24 protein-coding genes are annotated in these 26,667 nt (G+C 59.6%); 14 read left to right on the top strand and 10 right to left on the bottom strand.

Going from position 1 to position 26,667, the window contains the following annotated elements; all coding sequences use genetic code 11:
• The first annotated feature begins 9 nt into the window (after window positions 1–9).
• The gene (locus tag KW837_RS11300) at window positions 10–672 is read left to right on the top strand and encodes an NAD(P)-dependent oxidoreductase (protein ID WP_218395743.1); all 663 of its coding nucleotides are present in this window, start codon (window positions 10–12) and stop codon (window positions 670–672) included.
• A gap of 75 nt (window positions 673–747) precedes the next feature.
• Here KW837_RS11300 and KW837_RS11295 read toward each other — a convergent pair whose 3' ends face one another.
• Entirely contained in the window at window positions 748–1,698 is a 951-nt protein-coding gene (locus KW837_RS11295; RefSeq protein WP_218395741.1) for a LysR family transcriptional regulator, read from the bottom strand.
• 114 nt (window positions 1,699–1,812) lie between these two features.
• Between KW837_RS11295 and betC the strand changes: the two genes are divergently transcribed.
• From betC to KW837_RS11280, 3 genes are all read left to right on the top strand, one after another.
• Window positions 1,813–3,327, top strand: a complete 1,515-nt coding sequence (gene betC / locus KW837_RS11290) for a choline-sulfatase (RefSeq protein WP_218395739.1) — start codon at window positions 1,813–1,815, stop codon at window positions 3,325–3,327.
• A 16-nt stretch (window positions 3,328–3,343) separates the two neighbouring features.
• Window positions 3,344–4,264, top strand: a complete 921-nt coding sequence (gene choX, locus KW837_RS11285) for a choline ABC transporter substrate-binding protein (protein WP_218395735.1) — start codon at window positions 3,344–3,346, stop codon at window positions 4,262–4,264.
• Between the two features lie 154 nt (window positions 4,265–4,418).
• Window positions 4,419–5,987, top strand: coding sequence for a SulP family inorganic anion transporter (locus KW837_RS11280; protein ID WP_218395733.1), 1,569 nt, complete (start codon window positions 4,419–4,421; stop codon window positions 5,985–5,987).
• 106 nt (window positions 5,988–6,093) lie between these two features.
• Here KW837_RS11280 and aroE read toward each other — a convergent pair whose 3' ends face one another.
• Window positions 6,094–6,915, bottom strand: coding sequence for a shikimate dehydrogenase (aroE, locus tag KW837_RS11275; RefSeq protein ID WP_218395731.1), 822 nt, complete (start codon window positions 6,913–6,915; stop codon window positions 6,094–6,096).
• An 81-nt stretch (window positions 6,916–6,996) separates the two neighbouring features.
• Window positions 6,997–7,911: an oxygen-dependent coproporphyrinogen oxidase gene (gene hemF, locus KW837_RS11270; protein ID WP_007902928.1), complete on the bottom strand. Its 915-nt coding sequence runs from the start codon at window positions 7,909–7,911 to the stop codon at window positions 6,997–6,999.
• 173 nt (window positions 7,912–8,084) lie between these two features.
• Here hemF and KW837_RS11265 point away from each other — a divergent pair, with 173 nt between their 5' ends.
• Window positions 8,085–9,062, top strand: a complete 978-nt coding sequence (locus tag KW837_RS11265) for an NADPH:quinone reductase (RefSeq protein ID WP_218395729.1) — start codon at window positions 8,085–8,087, stop codon at window positions 9,060–9,062.
• A gap of 135 nt (window positions 9,063–9,197) precedes the next feature.
• Here KW837_RS11265 and KW837_RS11260 read toward each other — a convergent pair whose 3' ends face one another.
• From KW837_RS11260 to KW837_RS11250, 3 genes are all read right to left on the bottom strand, one after another.
• On the bottom strand, window positions 9,198–9,755 hold the full coding sequence (locus KW837_RS11260) for an L-threonylcarbamoyladenylate synthase (RefSeq protein WP_218395727.1): 558 nt from the start codon (window positions 9,753–9,755) through the stop codon (window positions 9,198–9,200).
• A 54-nt stretch (window positions 9,756–9,809) separates the two neighbouring features.
• Window positions 9,810–10,916: a DNA-processing protein DprA gene (dprA, locus tag KW837_RS11255; RefSeq protein WP_218395725.1), complete on the bottom strand. Its 1,107-nt coding sequence runs from the start codon at window positions 10,914–10,916 to the stop codon at window positions 9,810–9,812.
• Between the two features lie 80 nt (window positions 10,917–10,996).
• On the bottom strand, window positions 10,997–12,022 hold the full coding sequence (locus KW837_RS11250; protein WP_063342017.1) for a LysM peptidoglycan-binding domain-containing protein: 1,026 nt from the start codon (window positions 12,020–12,022) through the stop codon (window positions 10,997–10,999).
• Window positions 12,023–12,191: 169 nt separating this feature from the next.
• On the opposite strand from KW837_RS11250, the gene def reads away from it, so the two are divergent.
• The 5 genes from def to KW837_RS11225 all read left to right on the top strand — a co-directional run bounded on the left by def (window position 12,192) and on the right by KW837_RS11225 (window position 16,883).
• Window positions 12,192–12,698 carry a peptide deformylase gene (def, locus tag KW837_RS11245; protein WP_007902944.1) on the top strand — a complete coding sequence of 169 codons (507 nt, stop codon included), beginning with the start codon at window positions 12,192–12,194 and terminating at the stop codon, window positions 12,696–12,698.
• Between the two features lie 71 nt (window positions 12,699–12,769).
• Window positions 12,770–13,729, top strand: coding sequence for a methionyl-tRNA formyltransferase (gene fmt / locus KW837_RS11240; RefSeq protein WP_218395724.1), 960 nt, complete (start codon window positions 12,770–12,772; stop codon window positions 13,727–13,729).
• Window positions 13,726–15,036: a 16S rRNA (cytosine(967)-C(5))-methyltransferase RsmB gene (rsmB, locus tag KW837_RS11235; RefSeq protein ID WP_218395722.1), complete on the top strand. Its 1,311-nt coding sequence runs from the start codon at window positions 13,726–13,728 to the stop codon at window positions 15,034–15,036. Before fmt ends, rsmB begins: the two co-directional genes overlap by 4 nt.
• A gap of 22 nt (window positions 15,037–15,058) precedes the next feature.
• Complete coding sequence (gene trkA / locus KW837_RS11230) at window positions 15,059–16,432, top strand: Trk system potassium transporter TrkA (protein WP_218395720.1); 1,374 nt, start codon at window positions 15,059–15,061, stop codon at window positions 16,430–16,432.
• Between the two features lie 136 nt (window positions 16,433–16,568).
• On the top strand, window positions 16,569–16,883 hold the full coding sequence (locus KW837_RS11225; protein ID WP_007902954.1) for a tetratricopeptide repeat protein: 315 nt from the start codon (window positions 16,569–16,571) through the stop codon (window positions 16,881–16,883).
• A gap of 134 nt (window positions 16,884–17,017) precedes the next feature.
• On the opposite strand, the gene KW837_RS11220 is transcribed toward KW837_RS11225, so the two are convergent.
• Together KW837_RS11220 and tag are read right to left on the bottom strand one after the other, a co-directional pair.
• Window positions 17,018–17,905 (bottom strand): lysophospholipid acyltransferase, encoded by an 888-nt coding sequence (locus KW837_RS11220; protein ID WP_008007909.1) that lies wholly within the window; start codon window positions 17,903–17,905, stop codon window positions 17,018–17,020.
• 40 nt (window positions 17,906–17,945) lie between these two features.
• Window positions 17,946–18,503: a DNA-3-methyladenine glycosylase I gene (tag, locus tag KW837_RS11215; protein WP_063342022.1), complete on the bottom strand. Its 558-nt coding sequence runs from the start codon at window positions 18,501–18,503 to the stop codon at window positions 17,946–17,948.
• 81 nt (window positions 18,504–18,584) lie between these two features.
• Between tag and glyQ the strand changes: the two genes are divergently transcribed.
• From glyQ to KW837_RS11195, 4 genes are all read left to right on the top strand, one after another.
• Entirely contained in the window at window positions 18,585–19,538 is a 954-nt protein-coding gene (glyQ, locus tag KW837_RS11210; RefSeq protein WP_003213601.1) for a glycine--tRNA ligase subunit alpha, read from the top strand.
• The gene (glyS, locus tag KW837_RS11205) at window positions 19,535–21,589 is read left to right on the top strand and encodes a glycine--tRNA ligase subunit beta (protein WP_008007908.1); all 2,055 of its coding nucleotides are present in this window, start codon (window positions 19,535–19,537) and stop codon (window positions 21,587–21,589) included. The genes glyQ and glyS overlap by 4 nt, the downstream gene beginning before the upstream one ends.
• Window positions 21,590–21,593: 4 nt before the next feature.
• On the top strand, window positions 21,594–22,133 hold the full coding sequence (gene gmhB, locus KW837_RS11200) for a D-glycero-beta-D-manno-heptose 1,7-bisphosphate 7-phosphatase (RefSeq protein WP_162830932.1): 540 nt from the start codon (window positions 21,594–21,596) through the stop codon (window positions 22,131–22,133).
• 81 nt (window positions 22,134–22,214) lie between these two features.
• Window positions 22,215–22,994, top strand: a complete 780-nt coding sequence (locus tag KW837_RS11195) for a 1-acyl-sn-glycerol-3-phosphate acyltransferase (RefSeq protein WP_063342023.1) — start codon at window positions 22,215–22,217, stop codon at window positions 22,992–22,994.
• A 182-nt stretch (window positions 22,995–23,176) separates the two neighbouring features.
• Here the strand turns inward: KW837_RS11195 and KW837_RS11190 are convergent, their stop codons facing one another.
• Together KW837_RS11190 and KW837_RS11185 are read right to left on the bottom strand one after the other, a co-directional pair.
• On the bottom strand, window positions 23,177–25,489 hold the full coding sequence (locus KW837_RS11190) for a CHASE2 domain-containing protein (protein ID WP_218395718.1): 2,313 nt from the start codon (window positions 25,487–25,489) through the stop codon (window positions 23,177–23,179).
• Between the two features lie 18 nt (window positions 25,490–25,507).
• Window positions 25,508–26,437 (bottom strand): FecR domain-containing protein, encoded by a 930-nt coding sequence (locus KW837_RS11185; protein WP_256348707.1) that lies wholly within the window; start codon window positions 26,435–26,437, stop codon window positions 25,508–25,510.
• Between the last annotated feature and the right edge of the window lie 230 nt (window positions 26,438–26,667).

The following is a 26,667-nucleotide window of genomic DNA, read 5'->3' as shown; positions in this document are numbered from 1 at the left end:
AGCACATCCATGAAAAATGCCGAAACCTCAGTGGTGAAGGTGGTGCTTTATGGTGCCATGAGTAGCCTGGGCAGTGCGCTGATGGCTGAAATGCTGCGGCGCCAGCATGAAGTGATCGCGATTCTCGATGACTTGAACGCGCTCGCGCCGCGCCCGGGTTTACGCACCAAGGCTGGTGACCTGTTCGATGCCAAGCGGGTCAAGCAGAGCGTGGCCGGCTGCTCGGCGGTGATCTGCCTGCTCGATGCGCCAGGGTTGCCGATGAACAGTGAACACATCGAAAAATCCATCGTGCCCGGCCCGGTCGAGGAGGTGCTGGCGGTGGATGCACTGATCGACGGTATGCAGGCCGCAGGTATTGCCCGGCTGTTTGTGGTGGGCGATTTCGAGGTACTGGACGACCCGGAAATCGAAGACCCGTTGCAACGCCACGCCGCCGAAGAAATCCGCGAGTCTCTACAAAGCAGCTCTTTGCACTGGACCTTGGTCAATGCACCACGCCGCGTGCCCGGGCTGACCATCGAGCATTTCAGTCACGTCAGCAGTAGCCTGGAACCTGGTCTGGCCGCAGCGCTGGAACAATTGAACAGGGTAGCCATAGGGATTGCCGATGAGCTGCACCTGAACCTGCATGTGGGTGAGCATGTGAGTTTTGTTGGGACTTCGGAATAGTAAAAGATCGCAGCCTTCGGCAGCTCCTACGCGCCTGTGGGCGCTGCCGAAGGCTGCGATCTTTTCGCTTTAGCTTTACACCGCAATCGAAGGCAAAGGAAGACCATTGAGCGATTGCGCACTGCTGGCCTGTTCCGCCATCAACCAATCCACAAACAGCTGAATCAACGCCCCACGCCGTTTGCGCTGGGGCAGGACCACGTAATAACCCAGCCTGGAAATCACCGTGTCGGCAATCGGGCGACACAACAGACCTTGCGTCAACAAGTTATCCACAAGGTGCCGCCACCCGATCGCAACGCCCTGGCCGCCAATCGCCGCCTGAATCAGCAAGGTGTAATTGTCGAAGCGCAGTTGCCCCGGAGCCGGGGCCGAGGTGATCCCCAGCTCGCGAAACACGCCGCTCCAGTCGAACCAGTTACTGCTGTGTTCGCCTCGCAAGTGCAACAACGGAAACTCCAGCAATGACTGGGCCGGCAAGGGCAGGGCGCGGTCCTTCAATAGCAGCGGGCTGCACACCGGAAACACCTCTTCGCTGAACAGCCAATGGCTCTCGCCTTGCTTGAACCGGCCATCGCCGAACAGCACCGCCACATCGATATCGGTTCGCAGCATGTTGTGGCTACGCTCGCTGGTGACCAGACTGACGTCCACTTGAGGGTTGGCGGTATGGAAGCGATGCAGACGCGGCATCAGCCAGTACGCGGCGAAGGCAAAGTCGGTGGCCACTTGCAACACTTCGTGCTGCTGTTGTGCGCTGATTGCGCTCAATCCTGCTTCGATATTCTGCAAACCGAGCTGAACTTGCTCGAACAGAATGGTCCCGGCCTCGGTCAGTTCGATACCGCGATAAATCCGGTCGAACAACCGTGTAGCGAGCTGTTCTTCCAATCGTTTGATCTGCTGGCTGATGGCCGGTTGCGTGGTGCCGAGCTCCACCGCGGCCGCGGTGAAGCTGCGCTGCCGGGCCGCGGCTTCAAAGGCACGCAGCAGGTCCAGGGACAAATCACCGAGGGCGTCATACATAAGCTGTGCTTATCCTAGTCATTGCCTGGCATGGGCTTTACCACAAAGATTATGGACTCCATGCTCGATCACAGCACTCTCGCATAAATATCCACTATGGAATGCCGCGATCACATGAAGCGCAAAAATATTCTTTTCATCATGGCCGATCAAATGGCCGCGCCAATGTTGCCGTTCTACGGCCCTTCGCCTATCAGACTGCCGAATCTCAGCCGCCTCGCCGCTGAAGGCGTGGTGTTCGACGCCGCTTATTGCAATAGCCCTCTTTGCGCGCCGTCGCGTTTTACTCTGGTCAGCGGTCAGTTGCCGAGCAAGATCGGCGCCTACGACAACGCGGCCGACTTCCCCGCCGATGTACCGACCTATGCCCATTACCTGCGGCGCCTGGGTTACCGCACCGCGCTGTCGGGCAAGATGCATTTCTGCGGCCCGGACCAGTTGCACGGCTATGAAGAACGCCTGACCAGCGACATCTACCCGGCCGATTACGGTTGGTCGGTGAACTGGGATGAGCCGGATGTGCGTCCAACCTGGTATCACAACATGTCGTCGGTCCTGCAAGCCGGGCCCTGCGTGCGCACCAATCAGCTGGATTTCGACGAAGAGGTGGTGTTCAAGGCCCAGCAATACCTGTTCGACCACATCCGCGAGGAGGGCGATCAGCCGTTCTGCCTGACCGTGTCGATGACTCACCCACACGATCCGTACACGATTCCCAAAGCTTTTTGGGATATGTACGACGACGCCGACATCCCTTTGCCCGAAACACCTGAACAGGATCAACTTGATCCTCACTCCCAGCGATTACTCAAAGTCTATGACCTGTGGGACAAGCCTCTGCCTGTGGATAAGATTCGCGACGCGCGCCGCGCCTACTTCGGTGCGTGCAGCTATATCGACAGCAACGTCGGCAAACTTCTGCAAACACTCGAGGAAACCGGGCTGATCGATGACACCATCATCGTCTTCTCCGGTGACCACGGCGACATGCTCGGCGAGCGCGGCCTCTGGTACAAAATGCACTGGTACGAAATGGCTGCCCGTGTACCGCTGTTGATCAGTGCACCAGGGCAATTCGGGGCTGGGCGGGTCAGCGCAGCGGTGTCCACTGCCGACCTGCTACCGACCTTTGTGGAATTGGCCGGTGGCTCGCTGGAGCCGGGTTTGCCGCTGGACGGCCGCTCGCTGGTTTCGCATCTGCAAGGGCAGGGCGGTCACGATGAAGTTTTCGGTGAATACATGGCTGAGGGCACCATCAGCCCGTTGATGATGATTCGCCGCGGTGCTTACAAATTCATCTACAGCGAAGACGACCCATGCCTACTCTTCGATGTACATAACGATCCGAAGGAACAGGAAGAACTTAGCCAATCGCCGCAATATCGGCAGCTTTTCGAAGAGTTTCTCGCCGAAGCGCGGGCCAAATGGGATATCCCGGCGATCCACCAACAGGTGCTCGCCAGCCAGCGACGCCGGCGTTTCGTCGCCGACGCCCTGACGATCGGCAAGCTGAAGAGCTGGGATCACCAGCCGCTGGTGGACGCCAGCCAGCAGTACATGCGCAACCACATCGACCTCGACGATCTGGAACGCAAAGCACGTTATCCACAACCCTGCCAAAACCAATAATGTTAAGGGGAAGTCCATGCAAAGGTTATCCACAGTACTGACGGTCGGGCTTCTGGCTCTGGGCAGTGCCTCGGCCTATGCCGAGCAAAGCTGCGAGACGGTGAAAATGGCCGACCCTGGCTGGAGCGACATCGCTGCAACCAACGCCATCACCGGGTTTCTGCTGGACGGCATGGGCTACAAGGCCAAGGTCGACACGCTGGCGGTGCCGATCACCTTTGGCGGTCTGAAGGATGGCCAGGTGGACGTGTTCCTGGGTAACTGGATGCCGGCGCAGCAGGGTTTCTATGACAAGTTCGTGGCCAATGGCGACGTTACGCAACTGGCGAAGAACCTTGATGGCACCGAGTTCACGCTGGCGGTTCCGGATTACGTTTGGGACGCGGGTGTGCATAACTTTAATGACTTGAACAAGTACGCCGACAAGTTTGACAAGAAGATCTATGGCATCGGCTCAGGCGCCCCGGCGAACATCTCGCTGCAAGAGATCATCAAGAAGAACGACTTCGATATGGGTCAGTGGAAACTGATTGAGTCCAGTGAGCAGGCGATGCTGGCCGAAGTGTCTCGGGCGGTGAAGAAACAGAAGTTCGTGACCTTTCTCGGCTGGACGCCACATCCGATGAACGTACAGCTGAAAATGCATTACCTGAAGGGCGGCGAGAAATACTTCGGTGACACCGGCAGCGTTTATACACTGACCCGCAAAGGTTATGCACAGGCCTGCCCGAATGTCGGCAAACTGCTCACCAACCTGAGTTTTACCCAGGAAATGGAGAACAGCATCATGGCCGAGGTGGTGAATAAAAAGATCAGCAATGCCGCCGCGGCCAAGGCGTGGATCAAGGCCAACCCGGCGGTGCTGGATAAGTGGCTGGACGGGGTGAAGACAGTGGATGGAAAGGATGCATTGCCGGCGGTGAAAGCCAAACTCTAAGTTAATGTGGGAGCGGGCTTGCTCGCGAAGGGGCCATCAAATCCGGCATTTGTGTCGACTGACACCCCGCATTCGCGAGCAAGCCCGCTCCCACAGTGAGAACGATCCGCGTCGGTCCTGCTACCCTTGCGCAAAATCCCACCCGAGAGGACCCATGGCCTTCCCCAGCCGTCATTCACTCTTCCCCTTCCTGACCTGGTTGCCCCGGCAAACCCGCGCCAGCGTCGGCCGTGACCTGATTGTCGGCCTGAGCGGCGCGATTCTCGCGTTGCCACAATCGATTGCCTACGCCCTGATCGCCGGTCTCCCACCGGAATACGGGTTGTACGCCGCGATTATCCCGGTGCTGATCGCCTGCCTCTGGGGTTCGTCGTGGCATTTGATCTGCGGTCCTACGGCGGCCATTTCCATCGTCCTGTATGCCAGCATCAGTCCTCTGGCCGTCCCCGGGTCGCAGGACTACGTCACGCTGATCCTGCTTCTGACACTCCTGGCGGGCATTTTCCAGTGGCTGCTGGGTTTGCTGCGTTTCGGCGCCTTGGTGAACTTCGTCTCTCACTCGGTGGTGCTGGGCTTCACCCTTGGCGCAGCGGTGGTGATTGCCATTGGGCAACTGCCGAACTTGCTGGGGCTGGATGTGCCCAACCAGGCCACGGCGCTGAACAGCCTGCTGCTGCTGTTCAGTCATCTCAGTGAGGTGGACAAACCCTCGCTGGTACTGGGCCTGGCCACGGTCGGGGTGGGCATCGCGTTGAAGCTGCTGGTGCCGCGCTGGCCGACGCTGTTGATCGCTCTGGCCTTGAGCGGATCGCTGGTGTGGCTATGGCCAGCGATGTTCGGCCATGTGCAGTTGGTCAGCGCCTTTGTCGGACGGCTGCCGCCCTTCAGCCCGCTGCCGCTGGATCTGGACCTGGTGTTGCGCCTGCTGCCCAGCGCGGTAGCGGTCGGCATGCTCGGGCTGGTGACGAGCCTGTCGATTGCCCGCTCCTTGTCGGCGCGTTCCCAGCAGTTGCTCGACGCCAATCAAGAAGTCCGCGCCCAGGGTTTTTCGAACATGGTCGGTGCGTTTTTTTCCGGCTCGCTGTCAGCCGGTTCCTTCACCCGCTCGGCCCTGAGCTACGACGCCGGTGCCTGCTCACCGCTGGCGGGCGTTTTTTCCGCGGTGTGGGTGGCGCTGTTCGCCATCTTCGGCGCGGTATTGATCGCGCACATCCCGATCCCGGCCATGGCCGGCAGCATTTTGTTGATCGCCTGGGGATTGGTTGACCATCGCGGCATTCGCGCCTTGCTGCGGGTCAGCCGTGCCGAGTTTCTGGTCATGGCGCTGACCTGTGTCGCGACGCTGTTGCTGGAGTTGCAAACAGCGATCTACGCTGGAGTGCTGGCTTCGCTGTTCTTCTACCTCAAACGCACCTCGCAACCTCGGGTGCAGCATTGGCGTGAGGGCGACGAAGACATTCTAAGAGTTGGCGGCTCGATCTTCTTCGGCGCCAGCCATTACCTGCAAGTGCGCCTGCAACGGATGCACGGTGCGCGGGTGGTGATCGAGGCGCAGCAGATCAACTTCATCGACTATTCGGGCGTGGAAATGCTGCATCAGGAAGCGCGACGACTGCTGCGCCAGGATCGCAGCCTGACCCTGCGGCGGGCACGACCGCAGGTGGTGGAGGAATTGAGAAAGCTCGAAGGCGCAGAGAAATGCCCGATCCGATTCGAAGATTGAAACACAGCCCCCTGTAGGAGCGAGGCTTGCCCGCGAAGGGAGCGCCGCGGTGATTCAGGCATACCGCATCATCGTTCTTCGCGGGCAAGCCTCGCTCCTACAGGGGTTACGCGGCTAGCTGGCGTCGGAGCTCGGCCAGCACCGGCGCCGTATCCGGGCGCACACCGCGCCACAGGTAGAAAGCTTCCGCCGCCTGCTCGGCCAACATACCCAAGCCATCCATCGACACGGCAGCCCCATGTTCACTGGCCCAGCGGCAGAACGAGGTCGGGTCTTTGCCGTACATCATGTCGTAGCAAACCGTCTTGCCCGGCTCGATCAAACTGCTGGCAATCGGCGGTACATCGCCTGACAGACTGGCAGACGTTGCGTTGATGATCAGGTCCACCGGTTCCAGCAACCAATCGAAGCCACTGGCCGACACCGGCCCCAGATCCGCGAACAATTGCGCCAGCAATTCGGCTTTTTCCACCGTACGGTTGGCGATGATCACTGACGCCGGTTGCTCCGCCAGCAGCGGCTCCAGAGCCCCGCGCACCGCACCGCCGGCCCCGAGCAGCAGGATGCGTTTACCCTTGAGACTGAAACCGGCATTGACCGTCAGATCCCGCACCAGCCCGGCGCCATCGGTGTTGTCGCCCAGCAAACTGCCATCGGCCAGTTTGCTCAGGGTATTCACTGCGCCGGCCCGCTGCGCCCGCTTGGTCAAGCTGTTCGCCAAACGATAGGCGTCTTCCTTGAACGGCACCGTCACATTCGCCCCACGCCCTGCGCGGAAAAATGCCTGGGCACAGCCGGAAAAATCATCGAGGGGCGCCAGCAAAGTGCTGTAGTCCAGTTTTTGCCCTGTCTGCTCGGCGAACAGACGGTGGATCAGCGGCGACTTGCTGTGGCCAATCGGGTTACCGAATACGACGTAACGATCCATCTACATTCCTCAACCGTAGGAGCTGCCGAAGGCTGCGATCTTGACTACAGCCCCGACGATGCAAAAACTCAAACCCTGGGATCAGGCCTTGGCCAACCAATCGCGGTCTTGCAGGAAGTACTCGGTCAGGCGCGCTTCTTCACTGCCCGGCTCGGCTTTCCAGTCGTAGGCCCAGCGCACTTGCGGTGGCAGCGACATCAGGATCGACTCGGTACGCCCGCCCGATTGCAGGCCGAACAGCGTGCCGCGGTCATAGACCAGATTGAACTCGACGTAACGGCCACGGCGAAACTCCTGGAACTCACGCTGTTTGGCCGTGAACGCATCGTTCTTGCGGCGCTGCACGATCGGCAGGTAAGCGTCGATAAACGCATCGCCGATGGCGCGCATGAAGGCGAAGCTGGTGTCGAAGTCCCACTCGTTCAAGTCATCGAAAAACAGGCCGCCGATGCCACGCGGCTCGTGGCGATGCTTGATGTGGAAGTAACTGTCGCACCAGGCTTTGTAGCGCGGGTAGACGTCTGGCCCGAACGGCGCGCAGGCCTGTTCGGCGACGCGGTGCCAGTGCACGCAATCTTCTTCATTACCGTAATAAGGGGTCAGGTCGAAGCCGCCACCGAACCACCAGACCGGCTCTTCACCTTCTTTTTCAGCGATGAAAAAGCGCACATTGGCGTGGGACGTCGGTACATGGGGGTTGTGCGGGTGAATCACCAAAGACACGCCCAAGGCTTCGAAGCCTCGGCCGGCCAGTTCTGGCCGATGAGCGCTGGCGGAGGGTGGGAGACCGCTGCCAAAGACGTGGGAAAAGTTGACGCCGCCTTTTTCAATGACCGCGCCGTTTTCGATCACCCGGGTGCGACCGCCACCACCGGCAGGCCGGGTCCAGGCGTCTTCGACGAAACGCGCGCCGCCGTCTTCAGCTTCCAGGGCAGCGCAAATGCGGTCTTGCAGGTCGAGCAGGTAGGCTTTTACGGCCTCGGTGCGGGTAGTCATGGCATCACCTTGAATCGGGCAAAGCTACGCGGCGCTCATACAGGCCGGCGGCAAATTGCTGCGTAGGATAACACCGCATCTTGTGCCGTCGCAGTTGACGAAGATCAAGCTTGGGGGTTCGATAGAACGCTTCGCGCTACAACTCTAGAATCCAAGACCTAAGGAAAGTGCAGATGGCAAAGCGTATCCAGTTCCGCGCCCATGGCGGTCCCGAAGTGCTTGAGCATGTCGATTACCAGCCCGCCGAACCCGGCCCGCTGCAGGTGCGCGTGACCAACAAGGCTATCGGCCTGAACTTCATTGACACCTATTACCGCGGTGGCCTCTATGCGCCACCCTCCTTGCCGTCAGGCCTGGGTGCTGAAGGTGCGGGTGTGGTCGAAGCAGTCGGCAGCGAAGTCAGCCGCTTCAAGATCGGCGATCGCGTGGCGTACGGCAGCGGCCCATTGGGTGCTTATAGCGACGTTCATGTATTGCCGGAAGCCAATCTGGTACATCTGCCTGATGCCATCAGCTTCGAACAAGCCGCCGGCGTGATGCTCAAAGGCCTGACCGTGCAGTACTTGCTGCGTCAGACGTATGAACTCAAGGGTGGCGAAACCATTCTGTTCCACGCAGCAGCCGGAGGCGTCGGTTCCCTGGCCTGCCAATGGGCCAAGGCCTTGGGCGTGAAGCTGATTGGCACGGTCAGTTCAGCAGAGAAAGCCGCCCTGGCGAAAGCCAAGGGTGCCTGGGCGACCATCGATTACAGCCATGAAAACGTCGCACAACGGGTGCTGGAATTGACTGATGGTAAAAAAGTGCCGGTGGTGTACGACGGTGTAGGCAAAGATACCTGGCTGACATCGCTCGACAGCGTCGCGCCTCGGGGGCTGGTGGTGAGTTTCGGTAATGCTTCGGGCGCAGTGGATGGCGTGAATCTGGGGATTCTCGCGGGGAAGGGTTCGCTGTACGTGACCCGACCGACTCTGGCGACCTACGCCAACAACGCTGAAAACCTGCAAAGCATGGCCGATGAGCTGTTCGAGATGATCATCAGCGGGAAGCTTACGGTGGACATCAGTCAGCGGTATCCATTGGCTGAAGCGGCCAAAGCACAGACCGAATTGTCGGCGCGGCGTACGACTGGCTCGACGGTTTTATTGCCCTGAGATTTGTGCTGCCTGTAAGGGCCTCTTCGCGAGCAAGCCCGCTCCCACACTGGATCAATGTCGAACACAAAGCCTGTGTTCACTGAAAATCTACTGTGGGAGCGGGCTTGCTCGCGAATGGGGCCACCACAGGTCTTAATCCGGGCGCACAACGTGGCCGGTCGCCAGATCACGAATCACGCTCGGATTCTTGCGCCCACCCAGATTGCCGCCCAGCACCCAATCAAGCTGCCCGCGGAAATACTGCTCCACGCGAAGCCGCGTCCGCGCCGCCGGCCGCCCCTGAGGGTTGGCCGAGGTTGAAACCAACGGCCCGACCAACGCACACAAATCCCGCACCAATGGGTGATCGCTAACCCGCAACGCCACCGTTTCATGCACACCGGTAATCCACTGGGGCAACATATTCTGATGCGGCACCAGCCAGGTGTTGGGGCCCGGCCAAGTGCTGGCCATGCGGTCCATCCACAATTCAGGGAAGTCTTCGAAGAGGAAGTCGAACTGGCGAATATTGTCGGCCACCAGAATCAGACCTTTATCCACAGACCGTCCCTTGATCAGCAGCAGACGATCCACCGCCTCTTCGTTCCACGGGTCACAACCCAGGCCCCAGACAGCTTCGGTTGGATAGGCAATGACCGCCCCGGCGCGAACTTCTCGTGCGGCTTGTTGCACACGCCAACTGTTAACCATGAAAGACTCTCCGGAATAAGGCTCTGGGCAGTTTACCGATCTTCCATGCAAAACCTAGCGTCCCCGTGCAAGCCAGCGGCCACTTTCACAGACCGCACGGCCGTCCATTTCCAGTTCCGTCAGCGCTGCCAACACTTTCGACAATGCCCAGCCGCTGGTGATCGCCAAGGCTTCGCTGGTATGGGGCGCCGCGTGGAGCAATATGAGCAGCGGATGAGTCTCTGTCGTCTGCGGCGTTTGCGGCGATAACGGCAGCCTTTGCCAGCCGCGCAAGGCTTCGAGGATATGCTCGATGGTTTCCACCAGCACCGCACCGTCGCGAATCAACTGATGGCAACCCTTTGCCCCGGGGTGATGGATCGACCCTGGAATCGCATACACCTCACGCCCCTGTTCCGCCGCCAGTCTTGCAGTGATCAACGAACCACTGGCAACACTCGCCTCGACCACGAGCACGCCGAGTGACAAACCGCTGATGATTCGATTGCGCCGGGGGAAGTTGCTGGGGGAAGGGCCGGCGTCCAGCGGGAACTCCGAAAGGACCGCGCTTCCCGAGGCAATCATGGCGTCCGCCAGTCGCCGATTGCGCTGTGGATAAAAATTTTCCAGCCCCGTGCCAAGTACGCCGACCGTTTGCCCGCCAACGTCCAGAGCCGCCTGATGCGCGGCAGCATCAATGCCCAGGGCCAGACCGCTGGTGATGACAAAACCGGCGCCGGCCAGCGTGCGGGAAAACGCGGTGGCGGTGTCCATGCCCGGTCGCGAAGCACGGCGGCTGCCGACCATCGCCAGCTGTGGTTTTTCCAGAATTACCGGATCGCCCGCGACGAATAACAGCGGCGGCGCATCGCTGATTTGCGCCAGCAACGCGGGGTAGTCAGGTTGGTCCCACATCAGTAAATGCTGGCCCGGGCGCTCTAACCAGGCTAATGCATGACTGGCGCCGTCACGAATTTCGCTGGAGCGCCGGGCTTCCGCGCAGGCGAGTGGCAGGCCCAATGCACGCCAGGCGCTAGCCGGTGCGCTGATGGCTTTGGAGGCAGAGCCGAAGGCCTCTAGCAACTTCTTGAAACGCGCAGGGCCGAGTCCCGGCAAACGGTGCAGGCGTAAACGAGCTTCCAGTTCCGCAGGGGAAATGGACGTACAGGCAGACAGCGACATAGATCATCCTTGATCGTTATAGAGTCCCATCGAATTGGGAATAAGCTGTGGATAACTCTGTTGGTAACTTGTGAGCAGGCTTAGGGATTTCGCACCTTGTCCATCACCGCCAAGGAGCGCGATGCGTTAAGGACAAGCCCGTAGCTGAGCTTGTCGTACGTGCGAAAGACCATCAGCAAACCGGCCCGCTCGTCGGGAATTTTCAATGGCTGGCCGGTGATCCGGTCACGCACGGTTTCACCGGTTTTCATCACCACCAGCACATTGCCTTCGGCCAGGCCATCGCGCTGCCCCTTGTTCAGCGTGACGACATCCAGCGCGCCGATCTGGGTGACCCCTCGCGGCACATCAATGATCAAGCCGTTGATTTCGGTTGTCGGGGCACTGGGCATGAAGGTCGAATTGATCGAGCGTTCTTCACCGCCAAACAAGCGGTCGCCGAGTCGCACTTCCTGAGTGGTGCGTTGCAGGGCCAGGGTGGCGACGTCGCCTTCAGTGGCAATGATCTCGCCGCCACCGATGTCGTCGGCGTTGATCCCCAGAAACTCCTTGCTCTGCGGATCGGTGTAGACCTTGCCCTGACGGAAGATGCCGTACACCGGTTGTGCCGGGTCGAAATGGCCACGCGCGAATATTCGATCACCGGTGCCACTGAGCACCCGTTCGGCGTCGCCGGCGACGATGTAGGGCGCCTTGTCGAAATCCTCTGCCTTGTCGACGATACGATTGCTCAGCAGAAAGCTGTTGATCGATTTCAGCGGAATGCTCGGAATGGCATCGGCCACCGGCGAGCTGCGGATTCGTGGCGAAAGCTTGATGGTGCCCCGGGAAGCGCCGCGATTGAGGGTCAGGCGTGGCTGACCGTTGACGTAGACCAGCGACAGCGTATCGCCCGGATAGATGAGATTGGGGTTTTCGATCTGTGGATTGGCCTGCCAAAGCTGCGGCCACTCCCATGGCTCACGCAGGTATTTGGCGGAAATGTCCCAGAGTGTGTCCCCTGCCACCACGGTGTATTGCTGTGGAAAACCTTCCCTGAGTTGCACTTGCCCGTGCGCAAAACCGGCCGAGGCCAGAAGGAGCAAGGCGAGTAGTGATTTCCTCATGCGGTGAATCCCTTTATTATGTACGTTCGCGTGAAACGCCAGAGCCCTCGTGGCTCGCTTCCGGCTCATTATTGAAAAGCGGGAAGCTACGTTCACAACGGTAGCCTGCATCCTCGGACTCGCCAGGCCATCGACCCGACTTTACCTCACACGTGCAGCAATTGAGCTTATGGCCATTTTAGACATCCTCGAATTCCCCGACTCGCGCCTGCGCACTATCGCCAAACCAGTGGCTGTAGTGGACGACGAAGTGCGTCAGTTGGTCGATGACATGTTTGAAACAATGTATGAAGCGCCAGGCATCGGCCTCGCCGCGACCCAGGTCAACGTGCACAAACGTATCGTCGTAATGGACCTCTCCGAAGACCGCAGCGAACCGCGAGTGTTCATCAACCCCGAGTTCGAAGTCCTGACTGACGAGGTGGACCAGTACCAGGAAGGCTGCCTCTCGGTGCCGGGCTTCTACGAAAACGTCGATCGCCCGCAAAAGGTCAAGATCAAGGCCCAGGACCGCGACGGCCAACCGTACGAACTGATCGCCGAAGGCCTGCTGGCGGTATGCATCCAGCATGAATGCGACCACCTCAACGGCAAATTGTTCGTTGATTACCTGTCCACGCTCAAACGCGACCGGATCAAGAAGAAACTGGAAAAGCTCCATCGCCAGAACGCTTGATGCCCTTCTTTCAAAGGCTTGCCGCGGCAAGCCTTTTTCTTTTGCGACTGCTTTGTAATTGAGAGCTTCCCATGACTGAGCCACTGCGCATTGTCTTTGCCGGTACCCCGGAATTCGCCGCCAAACACCTCAAGGCTCTGCTCGACAGTCCTTACGAGATTGTTGCGGTCTACACCCAACCGGACCGTCCGGCAGGCCGTGGGCAGAAGCTGATGCCGAGCCCGGTCAAGCAGTTGGCGCTGGAGCACAACATCCAGGTGTTGCAACCTCCAACCCTGCGCAACGAAGACGCTCAGGCTGAACTCGCCGCACTGAAACCGGATTTGCTGGTGGTGGTCGCCTACGGCCTGATCCTGCCGCAAGTGGTGCTGGATATTCCGCGCCTGGGTTGCATCAACAGCCACGCTTCATTGCTGCCACGCTGGCGCGGTGCGGCGCCGATCCAGCGTGCCGTTGAGGCGGGCGATAGCGAAAGCGGCGTGACCGTGATGCGTATGGAACTGGGTCTGGATACCGGGCCGATGTTGCTCAAAGTCACCACGCCGATCAGCGCAGAAGACACCGGCGGCAGCCTCCATGATCGCCTCGCAGAGATGGGCCCACCGGCCGTGGTGCAGGCGATTGCTGGCCTGGCTGCAGGCACTCTGGAAGGCGAAGTGCAGGACGACAGCCTCGCCACCTACGCACACAAATTGAACAAGGACGAAGCACGCATTGACTGGAGCCGCCCGGCGGTTGAGCTGGAGCGTCTGGTTCGTGCTTTCAACCCTTGGCCGATCACCCACAGCACGCTGAACGGCGAAGCGCTGAAAGTGTTGGCTGCGAGCCTGGCCGAAGGGCAGGGCGCGCCGGGTGAAATCCTCAGCGCCAGCAAGGACGGCCTGGTCGTCGCCTGCGGTGAACAGGCGCTGTGCCTGACCCGTCTGCAATTGCCCGGCGGCAAGGCGCTGAACTTCAGCGACTTGTTCAACAGCCGTCGTGAGAAATTCGCCGTCGGCACCGTTCTCGGTCAAGCGGCGGACGCTCAATGAATCCACGTCTGGCTGCCGCCAAGGCACTTGCTGCTGTTCTTAACGGAAAAGCCTCACTCAACAGTTCTCTGCCGACGCAAATGGACAAGGTCGAAGACCGCGATCGCGGCTTCACCCAGGACCTGGCGTTCGGCACGGCTCGCTGGCAGCCACGTTTGTCGGCGTTGGCGGTCAAGTTGCTGCAAAAGCCGTTCAAGGCAGCTGATGCCGATGTCGAGGCGCTGTTGTTGGTCGGTCTCTACCAACTGCTCTATACCAGGGTTCCGGCCCACGCGGCCATCGGTGAAACCGTCGGTTGCGCCGACAAACTGAAAAAGCCGTGGGCCAAAGCCTTGCTCAACGCCGTTTTGCGCCGCGCCCAACGGGAAAGCGAAGCGCTGCTGGCCGAGCTGGAGCACGACCCGGTGGTGCGCACCGCTCACCCGCGCTGGCTGCAAAAATCCCTCAAAGCCTTCTGGCCCGAGCAGTGGGAAGCCATTTGCGCGGCAAACAACGCTCACCCGCCGATGATTTTGCGAGTCAACCGTCGCCATCACACCCGCGATGCTTATCTCGGGTTGCTGACTGAAGCGGGCATCGCTGCCACGCCGTGCATTTACAGTCAGGACGGCATCATCCTCGACGCAGCGGCCGACGTGCGCAGCTTGCCGGGTTTCGCCGAAGGCTGGATCAGCGTGCAGGACGAAGCCGCGCAACTGGCTGCCGATCTGCTGGATCTGGCGCCAGGCCAACGGGTTCTGGACGCCTGCTGCGCACCGGGCGGCAAGACCTGCCACATCCTTGAGGCCGAGCCCAAACTGGCTGGCGTGGTGGCTGTGGATCTGGAAGCCAAACGTCTGGTGCGGGTGCGGGAAAACCTTGCACGCCTGGGCCTGAGCGCCGAACTGATCGCCGCCGACGGCCGCGACACCGCGAGCTGGTGGGACGGCAAGCCATTCCAACGCATTCTGCTGGACGCGCCGTGCTCGGCCACCGGGGTGATCCGTCGTCACCCGGACATCAAACTGACCCGCCAACCCGATGACATCGCCGCGCTGGCGGTGCTTCAGGGCGAGCTACTCGATGCCATGTGGATAACGTTGGAAGTGGGCGGCATTCTGCTTTACGCCACCTGCTCCACGCTGCCGACCGAGAACACCGATGTCATCGAAGCGTTCCTCGCTCGCACACCGGGTGCCCGTGAACTCGACATCGCCAGTCAGGCCGGCATCAAGCAGCCCCATGGTCGCCAATTACTGGCCCAGGAAGGCGGCCACGACGGGTTCTACTACGCCAAGCTGATCAAGATTGCCGCCGCGCGCGGTTAACCGGTTTTAAGGGAGTGACTGGATGAAAATCATCATCCTCGGCGCAGGGCAGGTCGGCGGTTCGCTGGCAGAACATCTGGCCAGTGAAGCCAATGACATCACTGTGGTCGACACCGATGGCGAACGCCTGCGCGATCTCGGTGATCGACTGGACATCCGCACCGTGCAAGGTCGCGGTTCGCTGCCGACCATCCTGCGTCAGGCCGGTGCCGACGACGCCGACATGCTGGTTGCAGTGACCAACAGTGACGAAACCAACATGGTGGCCTGTCAGGTCGCCCACACTCTGTTTCACACACCGACCAAGATCGCCCGGGTCCGCGAAGCCGCGTACCTGACCCGCACCGAACTCTTCGATAACGAAGCGATTCCGGTCGACGTATTGATCAGTCCGGAGCAAGTCGTTACCAACTACATCAAGCGCCTGATCCAGCATCCGGGTGCGTTGCAGGTAATCGACTTCGCCGAAGGCAAGGCGCAACTGGTGGCAGTGAAAGCCTATTACGGCGGTCCGTTGGTGGGTCAGCAATTGCGCCAGTTGCGTGAACACATGCCGAACGTCGAAACCCGCGTTGCGGCGATTTTCCGTCGTGACCGGCCGATCCTGCCCCAGGGCGATACGGTGATCGAGGCCGACGATGAAGTATTTTTCATCGCCGCCAAAGCGAATATTCGCGCGGTGATGAGCGAAATGCGCCGCCTCGATGAGAGCTACAAACGTATCGTCATCGCTGGCGGCGGGCAGATTGGCGAGCGCTTGGCCGAGGCCATCGAAAGCCGTTATCAGGTGAAGATCATCGAGATGAACCCGGCCCGCTGCCGCCATCTCTCGGACACCCTCGACAGCACCGTGGTGTTGCAGGGCAGTGCCTCCGACCGCGACCTGCTGATCGAGGAGAACATCGCCGACGCCGATATCTTCCTGGCGCTGACCAACGACGACGAAGCCAACATCATGTCGTCGCTACTGGCCAAGCGCCTGGGCGCGAAGAAGGTGATGACGATCATCAACAACCCGGCTTACGTCGACCTGATCCAGGGTGGCGACATCGACATCGCCATCAGCCCGCAATTGGCGACCATCGGCACCTTGCTGGCTCACGTGCGGCGCGGCGATATCGTCAGCGTGCACTCATTGCGTCGAGGTGCGGCGGAAGCCATTGAGGCCATCGCCCACGGTGATGAAAAGTCGAGCAAGGTGATTGGCAAGGCCATTGAAAACATCGGCCTGCCACCGGGGACCACCATCGGCGCGATCATCCGCGACGAAGAAGTGATCATCGCCCACGACAATACGGTGATCGAAGCCGGCGACCATGTAATTCTGTTCCTTGTGGATAAAAAGCATATTCGGGATGTGGAAAAGCTGTTCCATGTGGGGTTGAGCTTCTTCTGATCCGGAACTTGCAGTGGCTGGACGGGCCTCTTCGCGGGCAAGCCTCGCTCCTACAATGGATCACGCATGACCCGTAGGAGCGAGGCTTGCCCGCGAAAGCGATTTCGAACTCACCCAAAAACCAAAGGTGCCATCAATGATCGAATCCCTGGAAAAAATGCTCGCCAAGGGTGTGGATAACTCGCTGCTGCGCTTCGGCCTGGGCAAGGGTTATCTGGATCTGGGTGAAAATGCCAAAGCCGCAGAGCATTTCCAGCGCTGCGTCGAGTTCGATCCGAAGTATTCGGCGGCCTGGAAGCTATTGGGCAAGGCCCATCTGGCGCTGGCGGATTACGCGGCGGCACGTCAGGCCTGGGAACAGGGCCTGGAAGCCGCCCGCAACCATGGCGACAAGCAGGCCGAGAAGGAGATGATGGTGTTTTTGAAAAAGCTTGAGCGTCAGGCGCACTGATCAGAAGTCACGCAGGACAAAGATCAAAAGATCGCAGCCTGCGGCAGCTCCTACGGGGTGTACGCCGCGCCTTTTGTAGGCGCTGGCGAAGCTTGCGATCTTTTGATTTTTACCGGGGATTATCCACAGCAGCATCAGTACCAGCGTTCTTCGCCTGGCGGACGCTTCTTGAAGCGTTTCATGCTCCACATGTACTGGCTCGGATAAGCCCGCACATAGCGCTCGACCACCTGGCTCATCGCTGCGCAAGAGGTTTCGGTATCGGTGCTGTACATGGCCTCCGGGGCGGCTTCGAGGATCACTTTGTAACCCGAACCGTCCGGCAGCCGCAGGGCATGCAGGAACACGCCGACCGCTTTGCCGCCGGCCAGCATGTTCGGCACGAATTTACTGGTCAGGGCCTGAGTGGCAAAGAACGGCACGAAGATCCCGGCGGATTCGGCCGGTTCCGGGTCAGCCGGAATGCCCACTGCCCCCCCTTTGCGCACTTCCTTGATCACGCTGAGGATGCCTTCCTTGGTGGAAGCGGCCACCCGGTTACCCAATTGCACCCGCTGCTTGCGCAGCAACTCATCCACCGCCTTGAGCTTGGGCGGACGGTAGAAAATGATCGGTTTGCACTGGTTGCAATAGAAGTGGTTCAACACTTCCCAGTTGCCCAGGTGGCTGGTGATGCCGACCACACCTTTGCCGGAGGCGAGGGCGTCTTTAAGCACATCGAGACCTTCGACTTCGCGCACCAGGTCGATGGAACGCTGAGCCGGCCAGATCCATGCGCAGGCGCTCTCGGTCAGGGACTTGCCGATGTCTTTCAGGCTCTGTCCGACTAAACGCTCGCGTTCGGCGGGGTCCATTTGCGGAAAGCACTTGGCGAGGTTGATCCGTACCACGTCGCGGGAACGGTTGGGGGTTTTCCACATGATCCAGCCAATTGCTGAACCCACCGCCTGCACTGCCCGCCAAGGAAGCAGGGCAAACAGACGCAGAGCGCCTACCAGCAAGGCGCCTTTCAACTTATCCACAGGTCACTCCTGATCTTGTGCTGTGCGCGAGGCGGCTATTCTAACCGCCGTTCGCCAAGGTGGCGTAGCGATCGCAATCCCGGGTGTGGTCCATGACCATGCCCGAGGCCTGCATCAACGCGTAACAAATGGTCGGTCCGACGAACGTGAATCCGGCCTTTTTCAGGCCTTTGCTCATCTCGACGGCAACCGGTGTCACGGCCGGCACTTCACTGCGATCCTTGAAATGATTGATCACAGGCGCTCCGCCGACGAACGACCAGAGAAACGCCACCGGGTCCTCCAGCGCCAGCCAGGCTTGGGCATTGCGCCGGGCGGCATTGAGTTTGAGGCGATTGCGGATGATCCCCGGATCGAGCATCAATTCATCGATTTCCGCGTCGCTCATCTGTGCCACACGCTGCACGTCGAAGCCAAACAGCACCTCGCGATAACGCTCTCGTTTGCGCAACACAGTGATCCAGGAAAGCCCGGCCTGGAACCCTTCGAGCAAAAGCAACTCGAACAAACCCTGCGCATCGCGTAGCGGCGTGCCCCACTCCTGATCGTGATAAGCCATGTACAGCGGATCTTCGGTACACCAAAAGCAGCGTGGCATAAGGCTCCAGGGGGCGTGCGCAGGACCGAATCGGGTATACTCCCGCTCTTTAAATCGCAGCCCAAGAAACAGGTGAATTTCGTGAGCCAGCCTACGCCAGCCGTGCGTACCTTCCAAGACTTGATCCTCGCCCTCCAGCAATACTGGGCCGAGCAAGGTTGTGTGGTACTTCAGCCCTACGATATGGAAGTAGGCGCCGGCACTTTCCACACTGCCACGTTCCTGCGCGCCATTGGCCCGGAAACCTGGAACGCCGCTTATGTGCAGCCCAGTCGTCGCCCGACTGACGGCCGCTACGGCGAAAACCCGAACCGTCTGCAGCACTACTACCAGTTCCAAGTAGTCCTGAAGCCGAACCCGGACAACTTCCAGGAACTGTACCTGGGCTCCCTCAAGCACGTGGGCCTCGACCCGCTGGTGCATGACATCCGTTTCGTCGAAGACAACTGGGAGTCGCCAACGCTGGGCGCCTGGGGTCTGGGCTGGGAAGTCTGGCTCAACGGCATGGAAGTGACGCAGTTCACTTACTTCCAGCAAGCGGGCGGCATCGAGTGCTACCCGGTGACCGGCGAGATCACTTACGGTCTGGAGCGTCTGGCCATGTACCTGCAAGGCGTGGACTCGGTCTACGACCTGGTCTGGGCTGACGGTCCGTTCGGCAAAGTGACCTACGGCGATGTGTTCCACCAGAACGAAGTGGAGCAGTCGACCTACAACTTCGAACACGCCAACGTCGAGAAGCTGTTCGAGTTGTTCGACTTCTATGAAAGCGAAGCCAAGCGCCTGATCGAACTCGATCAGCCATTGCCGTTGCCGAGCTACGAAATGGTGTTGAAGGCTTCCCACACCTTCAACCTGCTGGATGCGCGCCGGGCGATCTCGGTGACTGCGCGTCAGCAATACATTCTGCGGGTCCGCACCCTGGCGCGTTCCGTTGCGCAAGCCTACCTGCTGGCTCGCGCCAAGCTGGGCTTCCCGATGGCGACCCCGGACCTGCGTGATGAAGTACTGGCCAAGCTGGAGGCTGCACAATGAGTGCTCAAGATTTTCTGGTTGAACTGGGCACCGAAGAACTGCCACCCAAAGCCCTGAATACCCTGGCCGAAGCGTTTATGGCTGGTATCGACAAAGGCCTGCAAGCTGCCGGCCTGAACTACGAAACCAAAACCGTCTACGCCGCGCCACGTCGTCTGGCCGTGCTGATTACCGCGCTGGCGACCCAACAGCCGGATCGCAGCATCAACCTCGACGGCCCGCCGCGTCAGGCCGCGTTCGATGCCGAAGGCAACCCGACTCAAGCAGCCCTGGGCTTCGCCAAGAAGTGCGGCGTCGACCTGAGCGAGATCGATCAGAGCGGTCCAAAACTGCGCTACAGCCAAAGCATCGCCGGCAAGCCGACCGCGAGCCTGATGCCGACCATCGTTGAAGACTCCCTGAACGACCTGCCTATCCCCAAGCGCATGCGCTGGGGTGCTCGTAAGGAAGAATTCGTTCGCCCGACCCAATGGCTGGTGATGCTGCTTGGTGACCATGTCATCGACTGCACCATCCTTGCCCAGAAGTCCGGCCGCGATTCCCGTGGTCACCGCTTCCACCATCCTGAAAGCGTGCGCATCACCTCGCCGGCCAACTACCTGAACGACCTGCGTGCAGCCTATGTGCTGGCCGACGCCAACGAGCGTCGCGAGCTGATCAGCAAACGTACAGAAGAACTGGCGACACTGCAGGAAGGTACGGCGATCGTGCCGCCGAGCCTGCTCGACGAAGTGACCGCGCTGGTTGAATGGCCGGTGCCGCTGGTGTGCTCGTTCGAAGAACGTTTCCTGGACGTGCCGCAAGAAGCGCTGATCACCACCATGCAGGACAACCAGAAATATTTCTGCCTGCTGGATGCCGACGGCAAGTTGCTGCCTCGTTTCATTACCGTGGCCAACATCGAAAGCAAAGACCCGCAGCAGATCATCGCCGGTAACGAGAAAGTGGTTCGCCCACGCTTGACCGACGCCGAGTTCTTCTTCAAGCAAGACAAGAAGCAGAAACTCGAAGACTTCAACCTGCGTCTGCAGAATGTGGTGTTCCAGGAAAAACTCGGCAGCGTCTACGACAAGGCCGAACGTGTTTCCAGGCTCGCCGCGTTCATCGCTCAACGCATTGGTGGCAACCCGGCCTGGGCTTCCCGTGCCGGCCTGATGTCCAAGTGCGACCTGGCGACCGAGATGGTCGGTGAGTTCCCGGAGATGCAAGGTGTCGCCGGTTACTACTACGCCCTCAACGACGGCGAGCCGGAAGAAGTCGCCCTGGCGCTGAACGAGCAGTACATGCCACGCGGTGCCGGCGCTGAACTGCCGACTACCCTGACCGGTGCGGCCGTGGCCATCGCCGACAAGCTCGACACGCTGGTGGGTATTTTCGGTATCGGCATGCTGCCTACCGGGAGCAAAGACCCGTATGCCCTGCGCCGTGCTGCGCTGGGTGTGTTGCGGATCCTGATCGACAAGAAGCTCGACCTCGACCTGAACGACGCCGTGGCGTTTGCCGTGAATGCGTTCGGTACCAAGGTCAAAGCTGCCGGCCTGAATGACTCGGTGCTGGAATTCATCTTCGATCGTTTGCGTGCCCGTTATGAAGACGAAGGCGTTGATGTCGGGACTTACCTGTCGGTCCGTGCCCTGAAGCCGGGTTCGGCGCTGGATTTCGATCAGCGTGTACAAGCGGTAGAAGCGTTCCGCAAATTGCCGGAAGCCGCAGCCCTGGCCGCTGTGAACAAGCGCGTTTCGAACCTGCTGAGCAAGGTCGAAGGCTCTGTTCCTTCGGTCGTTGAAGCCAAGTACTTCGACAACGCCAACGAGTTCTCCCTGTATTCGGCGATCCAGCAGGCTGACCAGGCTGTCCAGCCGATGGCGGCGGCTCGTCAGTACAGCGAATCGCTGGCACGTCTGGCTGCCTTACGCGAGCCGGTGGATGCGTTCTTCGAAGCGGTGATGGTCAACGCCGAAGATGCCAAGGTGCGAGCCAACCGTTATGCGCTGCTGGCGCGTCTGCGTGGCTTGTTCCTCGGCGTCGCCGACATTTCGCTGCTGGGCTAAGGGGCTGCTGTTGAAACTGCTGATTCTCGATCGGGACGGAGTGATCAATTACGACTCCGACGCGTACATCAAGTCGGTGGAGGAGTGGATTCCGCTCCCCGGTTCGATCGAAGCGATCGCGCAGTTGAGCAAGGCCGGCTGGACGGTGGCGGTGGCTACCAACCAGTCGGGCATCGCTCGCGGCTATTACGACATCGCCACCCTGGATGCCATGCACGCTCGCTTGCGCGAGCTGGTGGCGGAGCAGGGTGGCGAAGTCGGGCTGATTGTCTATTGCCCGCACGGGCCAGACGATGGCTGCGATTGCCGCAAGCCAAAACCCGGGATGTTGAAAACCATCGCCGCGCATTACAACGTTTCGCTGACGAATCTATGGTTCGTCGGCGATACTCTCGGTGACCTGGAAGCCGCCAAAGCCGTCGACTGTCAGCCAGTTTTGGTAAAGACCGGGAAAGGCGAAAAGACTCAGGGCAAGACCCTACCGGCAGGCACCTTGATTTTTGACGATCTGGCGGCGATTGCCGCGGAACTTATCCACAACTAAGGCTCTTCTGACATCCTGGCCAAGGACTGATCGGGAGTGCGCTTGAATAGGCGGGCAATGCCCGCAACGGTAAATATCGCCATGTCGATACTGCAGGCCATCAGAACTTTCCTCTTTTACCTGCTGCTGGGCACCAGCTCTTTGCTCTGGTGCACCCTGAGCTTTTTTATCGCGCCGTTTCTGCCGTTCAAGGCGCGTTATCGTTTTATCAACGTGTACTGGTGCCGCTGCGCCTTATGGCTGAGCAAAGTCTTTCTGGGTATCCGTTACGAAGTGAAAGGTGCCGAGAACGTGCCGGACCAGCCCTGCGTGATTCAGTCGAACCACCAGAGCACCTGGGAGACATTCTTTCTCTCGGCCTACTTCGAGCCGCTGAGCCAGGTGCTCAAGCGCGAACTGCTCTACGTTCCGTTCTTCGGCTGGGCCATGGCGATGCTGCGACCGATCGCCATCGATCGCGGCAATCCGAAAGCTGCGCTCAAGCATGTAGCGAAGAAGGGCGATGAGCTGCTCAAGGACAAGGTCTGGGTACTGATCTTCCCGGAAGGGACTCGCGTTCCCTATGGCACCATCGGCAAGTTTTCCCGCGGTGGCACCGCGTTGGCCGTCAATGCGTCATTACCGGTACTGCCGATTGCACACAATGCCGGCAAGTTCTGGCCAAAAACCGGTTGGGCGAAACAGCAAGGCGTGATCACCGTGATCATTGGCGCGCCGATGTACGCCGAGGGCAGTGGGCCGCGAGCCATTGCCGACCTGAATGATCGGGTGCAGGCCTGGAACGAACAGATGCAGCGCGAGATGGGCTCGCTGCCAGCAGCCCCGGCAGCCCCGAGTGCGACCGATCAAGTGGCTGTCTGAGATTCTGTGGATAACCTGTGTACCGTTTTGTTGAAAAACACTGAATTTAGTTATTAAGTTTATGATTTACATACATATTTCCTAAGCAAGTAAAAAATCCGAAAAGGTGCATAAGTTTATTTCGGACGTAAAAAAACCGGCTGATATAGCCGGTTTTTTTATGCTCGCTGAAAACGTCTGGATCACTCGCTCAATAGCGGTAACTGGATGCTGAACGTCGACCCTTGCCCCACCACGCTACGACAGGAAATCCTCCCGCCATGACGATCCACCACCGCCTTGACCATGGACAAACCCAGTCCCAGGCCGTCACTGCCGTGAGCCGAGGTAAAACGCCGATACTGACTGAACAACTCAGGAAGTTCATCGACAGCAATCCCTCGCCCCTGATCGGCGATCTCGCACAGTAGCCAACCTTCGGCATAACTCACCCGCACTGAGATCCGCGAGCCCGCCGGACTGTACTTGATGGCGTTTTCCAACAGGTTAAACAGAGCCCGTGTCAGTAGCGATTGATCGGCCAGGACCAGCGCTTCAGCGTCTTCGTCGAGGTCATGCAGTAATTGAATGTTCTTCAGATGAGCAATGCTGGAGGCCTGATCGAAGGTATCGAGCAACAACATCGCGAACATGCTCGGCTGAAACTGATAGGCCTCGGACTCGGCTTTTGCCAACTGCACAAAAGCCTCGGTCAGGTTCAGCGCCTTGCGCACTTGTAACTCGATCTGGTTGAACACTTGAGTGTCACCGGGCACCTGATGCCGCTGGACGTCGAGCAAGGCGAGTATCGCCGAATGGGGAGCCCTGAGGTCATGGGACAAAAAACGCAGCAACACGGCTCGCTGTTCTTCGGCGTCGCGCTCGACGCTCAAGTCAGTGAGGCTTAGTAGCCAGCCAATCACGGAGTCACCCTCGGCCGGCAACAGCGGCGCCAGGTCCAGACGCAGGCTGCGTGCCTGGGTGTCACGAAACTCCAGCGGCTCCAGGCTCGACAACGCAGATGGCATTCCGTTGGACGGCACCGGGTAACCCAAGTCGCTCAGTTGCTCGAGCATGTCCTCGCCCACCAGGCCACGACAAAACACTTCTCGAGCCTTGCGGTTGGCCAGCAGAATACGTCCGCTCGGATCACTGATCAGCGTCGCCACCGGCAGGTATTCAAGCCCGTCGGCAATGAAACGTCGGGTATCGCGGGTCCGGCTCATGGCCTGCTCCAGCGCGACGATTTGCCCTTGCAGCACATCACCGGCCGGGGCCTGGGTACGACGACGTTCGGGAAAGACTTTTGGCTCGCTGTCCAGGCGCGCCAGTTCCCAGCCGAAATAAGCGAGCACCGCGTTCAGCCTTCGCCAATTCCAGATCAGGTAGCCCAGCATCATCCCTAGCAGGCTCGCCGCCGGTGACCACCACCAACCAAGCCGCAACAGTACACCCGAACCCAGTAGAGCGGCGGCCATTGCACCCAAAGTCAGCCATAGCGCGCGACGCGGACGCACCAGTAACAGGCCCAGCAACTCACCGACAATCATCACCGATAGCAACGCCGCCAAGCGCTGATCGAGAACCACGATGTTGCGCTGTTGCAGCAACCCGTTGAGGATATTCGCCTGAATCTCAACACCCGGTGTAGTGCCGAGGCTGGCCGATTGCGGTGTCACGTAGCGGTCGCCCAGGCCTGCAGCGGTCGAGCCGATCAGGATCAAGCGATCGCGCAGCAACTCGGGCGGAACTTCGCCGCGCAATACGCTGACGTAGGGCACAGTGGGAAAGCCCGCGTCGGAATGGATGAAAGGAATCCGTATTTCATGGGCTCGCTGCCAGCCTTGCGCCGATGGCAGGGCCGGGGTACCAGGCATCGGTACATTTCCCTTGTCGGTAAGGGTTTCTTCGTACAGCAGCCAGGCCAGTTGCGGGCGTGTTTTTTGCGCCGGGCCTTCGCTTAAATACACGCTGCGCACGATCCCATCAGCGTCCGCTTCGGCATTGATGTGCCCGACGCCTTTAGCGCAATGGCTCAGCGCAGCCACCGGTTCAATTTCTCCCAAGGGCTGCCCATAACGTGCGACGCCTTCGCGCAACAGCGGCACGAAAACATTCCCGGCCCGACAGACCGCCTGGGCCAAAAGCTGATCGTTGGCGGGATGGCTATCGGGTTCGCTGAAAATAACGTCGAATAGAACGCCTTTAACGTTCGCAGCGCTGAGCCGATCCAGCAGTTGCGCGTGCATGGCCCGCGACCACGGCCATTGGCCAAGCTGCTGCAAGCTGTAGTCATCGATCGTGACGATGAGTATTCGCGGATCCACCGGCAGCGGACTCAACCGACGCAGGTTGTCATACAGCAGATTGCTCAGGGCCAGCCCCTGATTCATGGACAGCATCGCCGTAAGCGGCAACAGGATCAGACAGACCCACAGCCACTCGCGCACCATCCGCTGAAACAACCGCTGAGCCTGGGTCGGCTCGCGGTCATCCTTCCTTGGTCGTCTCTTCATCGGTCGTCGACCAAGGCGCTATTGGACACGCGTGGTCCTGGGGTAATAGAAAATGTCATACACCCCGGTCTCTCCCTCTAACCCCTGAGCGTCATAGGCCGACAGGCGAACATGGTAGAAAAACGCTTTCAGCCCGCGGAACTTGACCTCTGGTGTGCTGGAAAACTGCTCTTGCTTGATGTCCAGAAAGGCTGCGTCGGTCGCCACTTGCGCCCGATAACGCTTAGCCCCTTCGATGGGCTTCATGATCAATTGCCACACAGGCACATTCCCCGTCTGACCGGCCTGACCTAATAAACGTGGAGCGGGTAACAAGTCGATTGGCGTCAGCGTGCCTTGTTTCTGAATACGCAAACCCTGGCGGGCCATGACCTGGACTTCGTCAGCTTCAACGCCCTTGGGGCGTTTGACAACGGGCCGGGCAGGGCGGAAACCCGACGTTTTTTCATCACGATTGACCGCCACTTGCCCGTTCAACACTTCCAGCAGCGCCTCGCCACCGTCATCGTTGCGCACCCGAAAGTGCGTACCCCTCACGCCCAGTACACCGACCGGCGTGACGATCTGAAAGCGATCATGGTCGCTGGCACGTTTGATCACATACGATTCAACCTGGCCCTGCTCAAGAATGACCTGAGGGATCGAATGTTCGTCATTGAGATGCAGGGTGATATGGGAACTGGAAGGCAACACCACCCGCGAGCCATCACCCAGGGACAGGCTGACAAATGCCGAAGGCGAGGTTTTGACGCCTTCCTGCTCGTCGATCGACATACCTTCCTGCAGCGGCGTCTGCTTGCCTTTGGCGTCCAGCTTCCAGGCTTCGCCAGTCAGATGCTCGACCGTTGCCGGCAGCGGTTGACCACGGCATTGTTGGTTTTGATCGATATAAGACAGACGTTTTGCCGAGGCGACAGCCGCTGATGCACTCTGGGCAAACAATCCCATCAGGCCAACCATCAGTAAAAGACAGACGCCAGAACGGCGTGGGAGCAATAAGGTCATGGGGTTCATGGATTGGCTTTTATGCTCTTATGAAGATCACGCCGGATAACGCACACAAGTATTTGACGCACGATACCTGAGCGGACGCTCTGGCAGATAGCTATGAGAGCAAAGGATATTGGAGATGACACATCCCTGTGTCGGAGCCGAGCAGGCACTCCGTGTGTTTCCCC

Origin of the sequence: Pseudomonas sp. PDM24 (assembly GCF_019218905.1) — a bacterium.
In the GTDB taxonomy this organism is placed as follows: Bacteria; Pseudomonadota; Gammaproteobacteria; order Pseudomonadales; family Pseudomonadaceae; genus Aquipseudomonas.
The sequence above is the reverse complement of the archived record's forward strand: the minus strand, read 5'-3'. Positions and strand labels throughout refer to the sequence as shown.

Excerpts from the sequence above, each read along its gene's own strand:
- glyS (WP_008007908.1), top strand. The coding sequence starts at position 19,535 with ATGAGTGCTCAAGATTTTCTGGTTGAACTGGGCACCGAAGAACTGCCA.
- hemF (WP_007902928.1), bottom strand. The coding sequence starts at position 7,911 with ATGACTACCCGCACCGAGGCCGTAAAAGCCTACCTGCTCGACCTGCAA.
- KW837_RS11300 (WP_218395743.1), top strand. The coding sequence starts at position 10 with ATGAAAAATGCCGAAACCTCAGTGGTGAAGGTGGTGCTTTATGGTGCC.
- trkA (WP_218395720.1), top strand. The coding sequence starts at position 15,059 with ATGAAAATCATCATCCTCGGCGCAGGGCAGGTCGGCGGTTCGCTGGCA.
- tag (WP_063342022.1), bottom strand. The coding sequence starts at position 18,503 with ATGCCACGCTGCTTTTGGTGTACCGAAGATCCGCTGTACATGGCTTAT.
- KW837_RS11260 (WP_218395727.1), bottom strand. The coding sequence starts at position 9,755 with ATGGTTAACAGTTGGCGTGTGCAACAAGCCGCACGAGAAGTTCGCGCC.
- choX (WP_218395735.1), top strand. The coding sequence starts at position 3,344 with ATGCAAAGGTTATCCACAGTACTGACGGTCGGGCTTCTGGCTCTGGGC.
- KW837_RS11295 (WP_218395741.1), bottom strand. The coding sequence starts at position 1,698 with ATGTATGACGCCCTCGGTGATTTGTCCCTGGACCTGCTGCGTGCCTTT.
- def (WP_007902944.1), top strand. The coding sequence starts at position 12,192 with ATGGCCATTTTAGACATCCTCGAATTCCCCGACTCGCGCCTGCGCACT.
- KW837_RS11185 (WP_256348707.1), bottom strand. The coding sequence starts at position 26,437 with ATGGGATTGTTTGCCCAGAGTGCATCAGCGGCTGTCGCCTCGGCAAAA.
- dprA (WP_218395725.1), bottom strand. The coding sequence starts at position 10,916 with ATGTCGCTGTCTGCCTGTACGTCCATTTCCCCTGCGGAACTGGAAGCT.
- KW837_RS11250 (WP_063342017.1), bottom strand. The coding sequence starts at position 12,022 with ATGAGGAAATCACTACTCGCCTTGCTCCTTCTGGCCTCGGCCGGTTTT.
- KW837_RS11280 (WP_218395733.1), top strand. The coding sequence starts at position 4,419 with ATGGCCTTCCCCAGCCGTCATTCACTCTTCCCCTTCCTGACCTGGTTG.
- KW837_RS11225 (WP_007902954.1), top strand. The coding sequence starts at position 16,569 with ATGATCGAATCCCTGGAAAAAATGCTCGCCAAGGGTGTGGATAACTCG.
- KW837_RS11195 (WP_063342023.1), top strand. The coding sequence starts at position 22,215 with ATGTCGATACTGCAGGCCATCAGAACTTTCCTCTTTTACCTGCTGCTG.
- rsmB (WP_218395722.1), top strand. The coding sequence starts at position 13,726 with ATGAATCCACGTCTGGCTGCCGCCAAGGCACTTGCTGCTGTTCTTAAC.
- fmt (WP_218395724.1), top strand. The coding sequence starts at position 12,770 with ATGACTGAGCCACTGCGCATTGTCTTTGCCGGTACCCCGGAATTCGCC.
- aroE (WP_218395731.1), bottom strand. The coding sequence starts at position 6,915 with ATGGATCGTTACGTCGTATTCGGTAACCCGATTGGCCACAGCAAGTCG.
- betC (WP_218395739.1), top strand. The coding sequence starts at position 1,813 with ATGAAGCGCAAAAATATTCTTTTCATCATGGCCGATCAAATGGCCGCG.
- KW837_RS11190 (WP_218395718.1), bottom strand. The coding sequence starts at position 25,489 with ATGAAGAGACGACCAAGGAAGGATGACCGCGAGCCGACCCAGGCTCAG.
- KW837_RS11265 (WP_218395729.1), top strand. The coding sequence starts at position 8,085 with ATGGCAAAGCGTATCCAGTTCCGCGCCCATGGCGGTCCCGAAGTGCTT.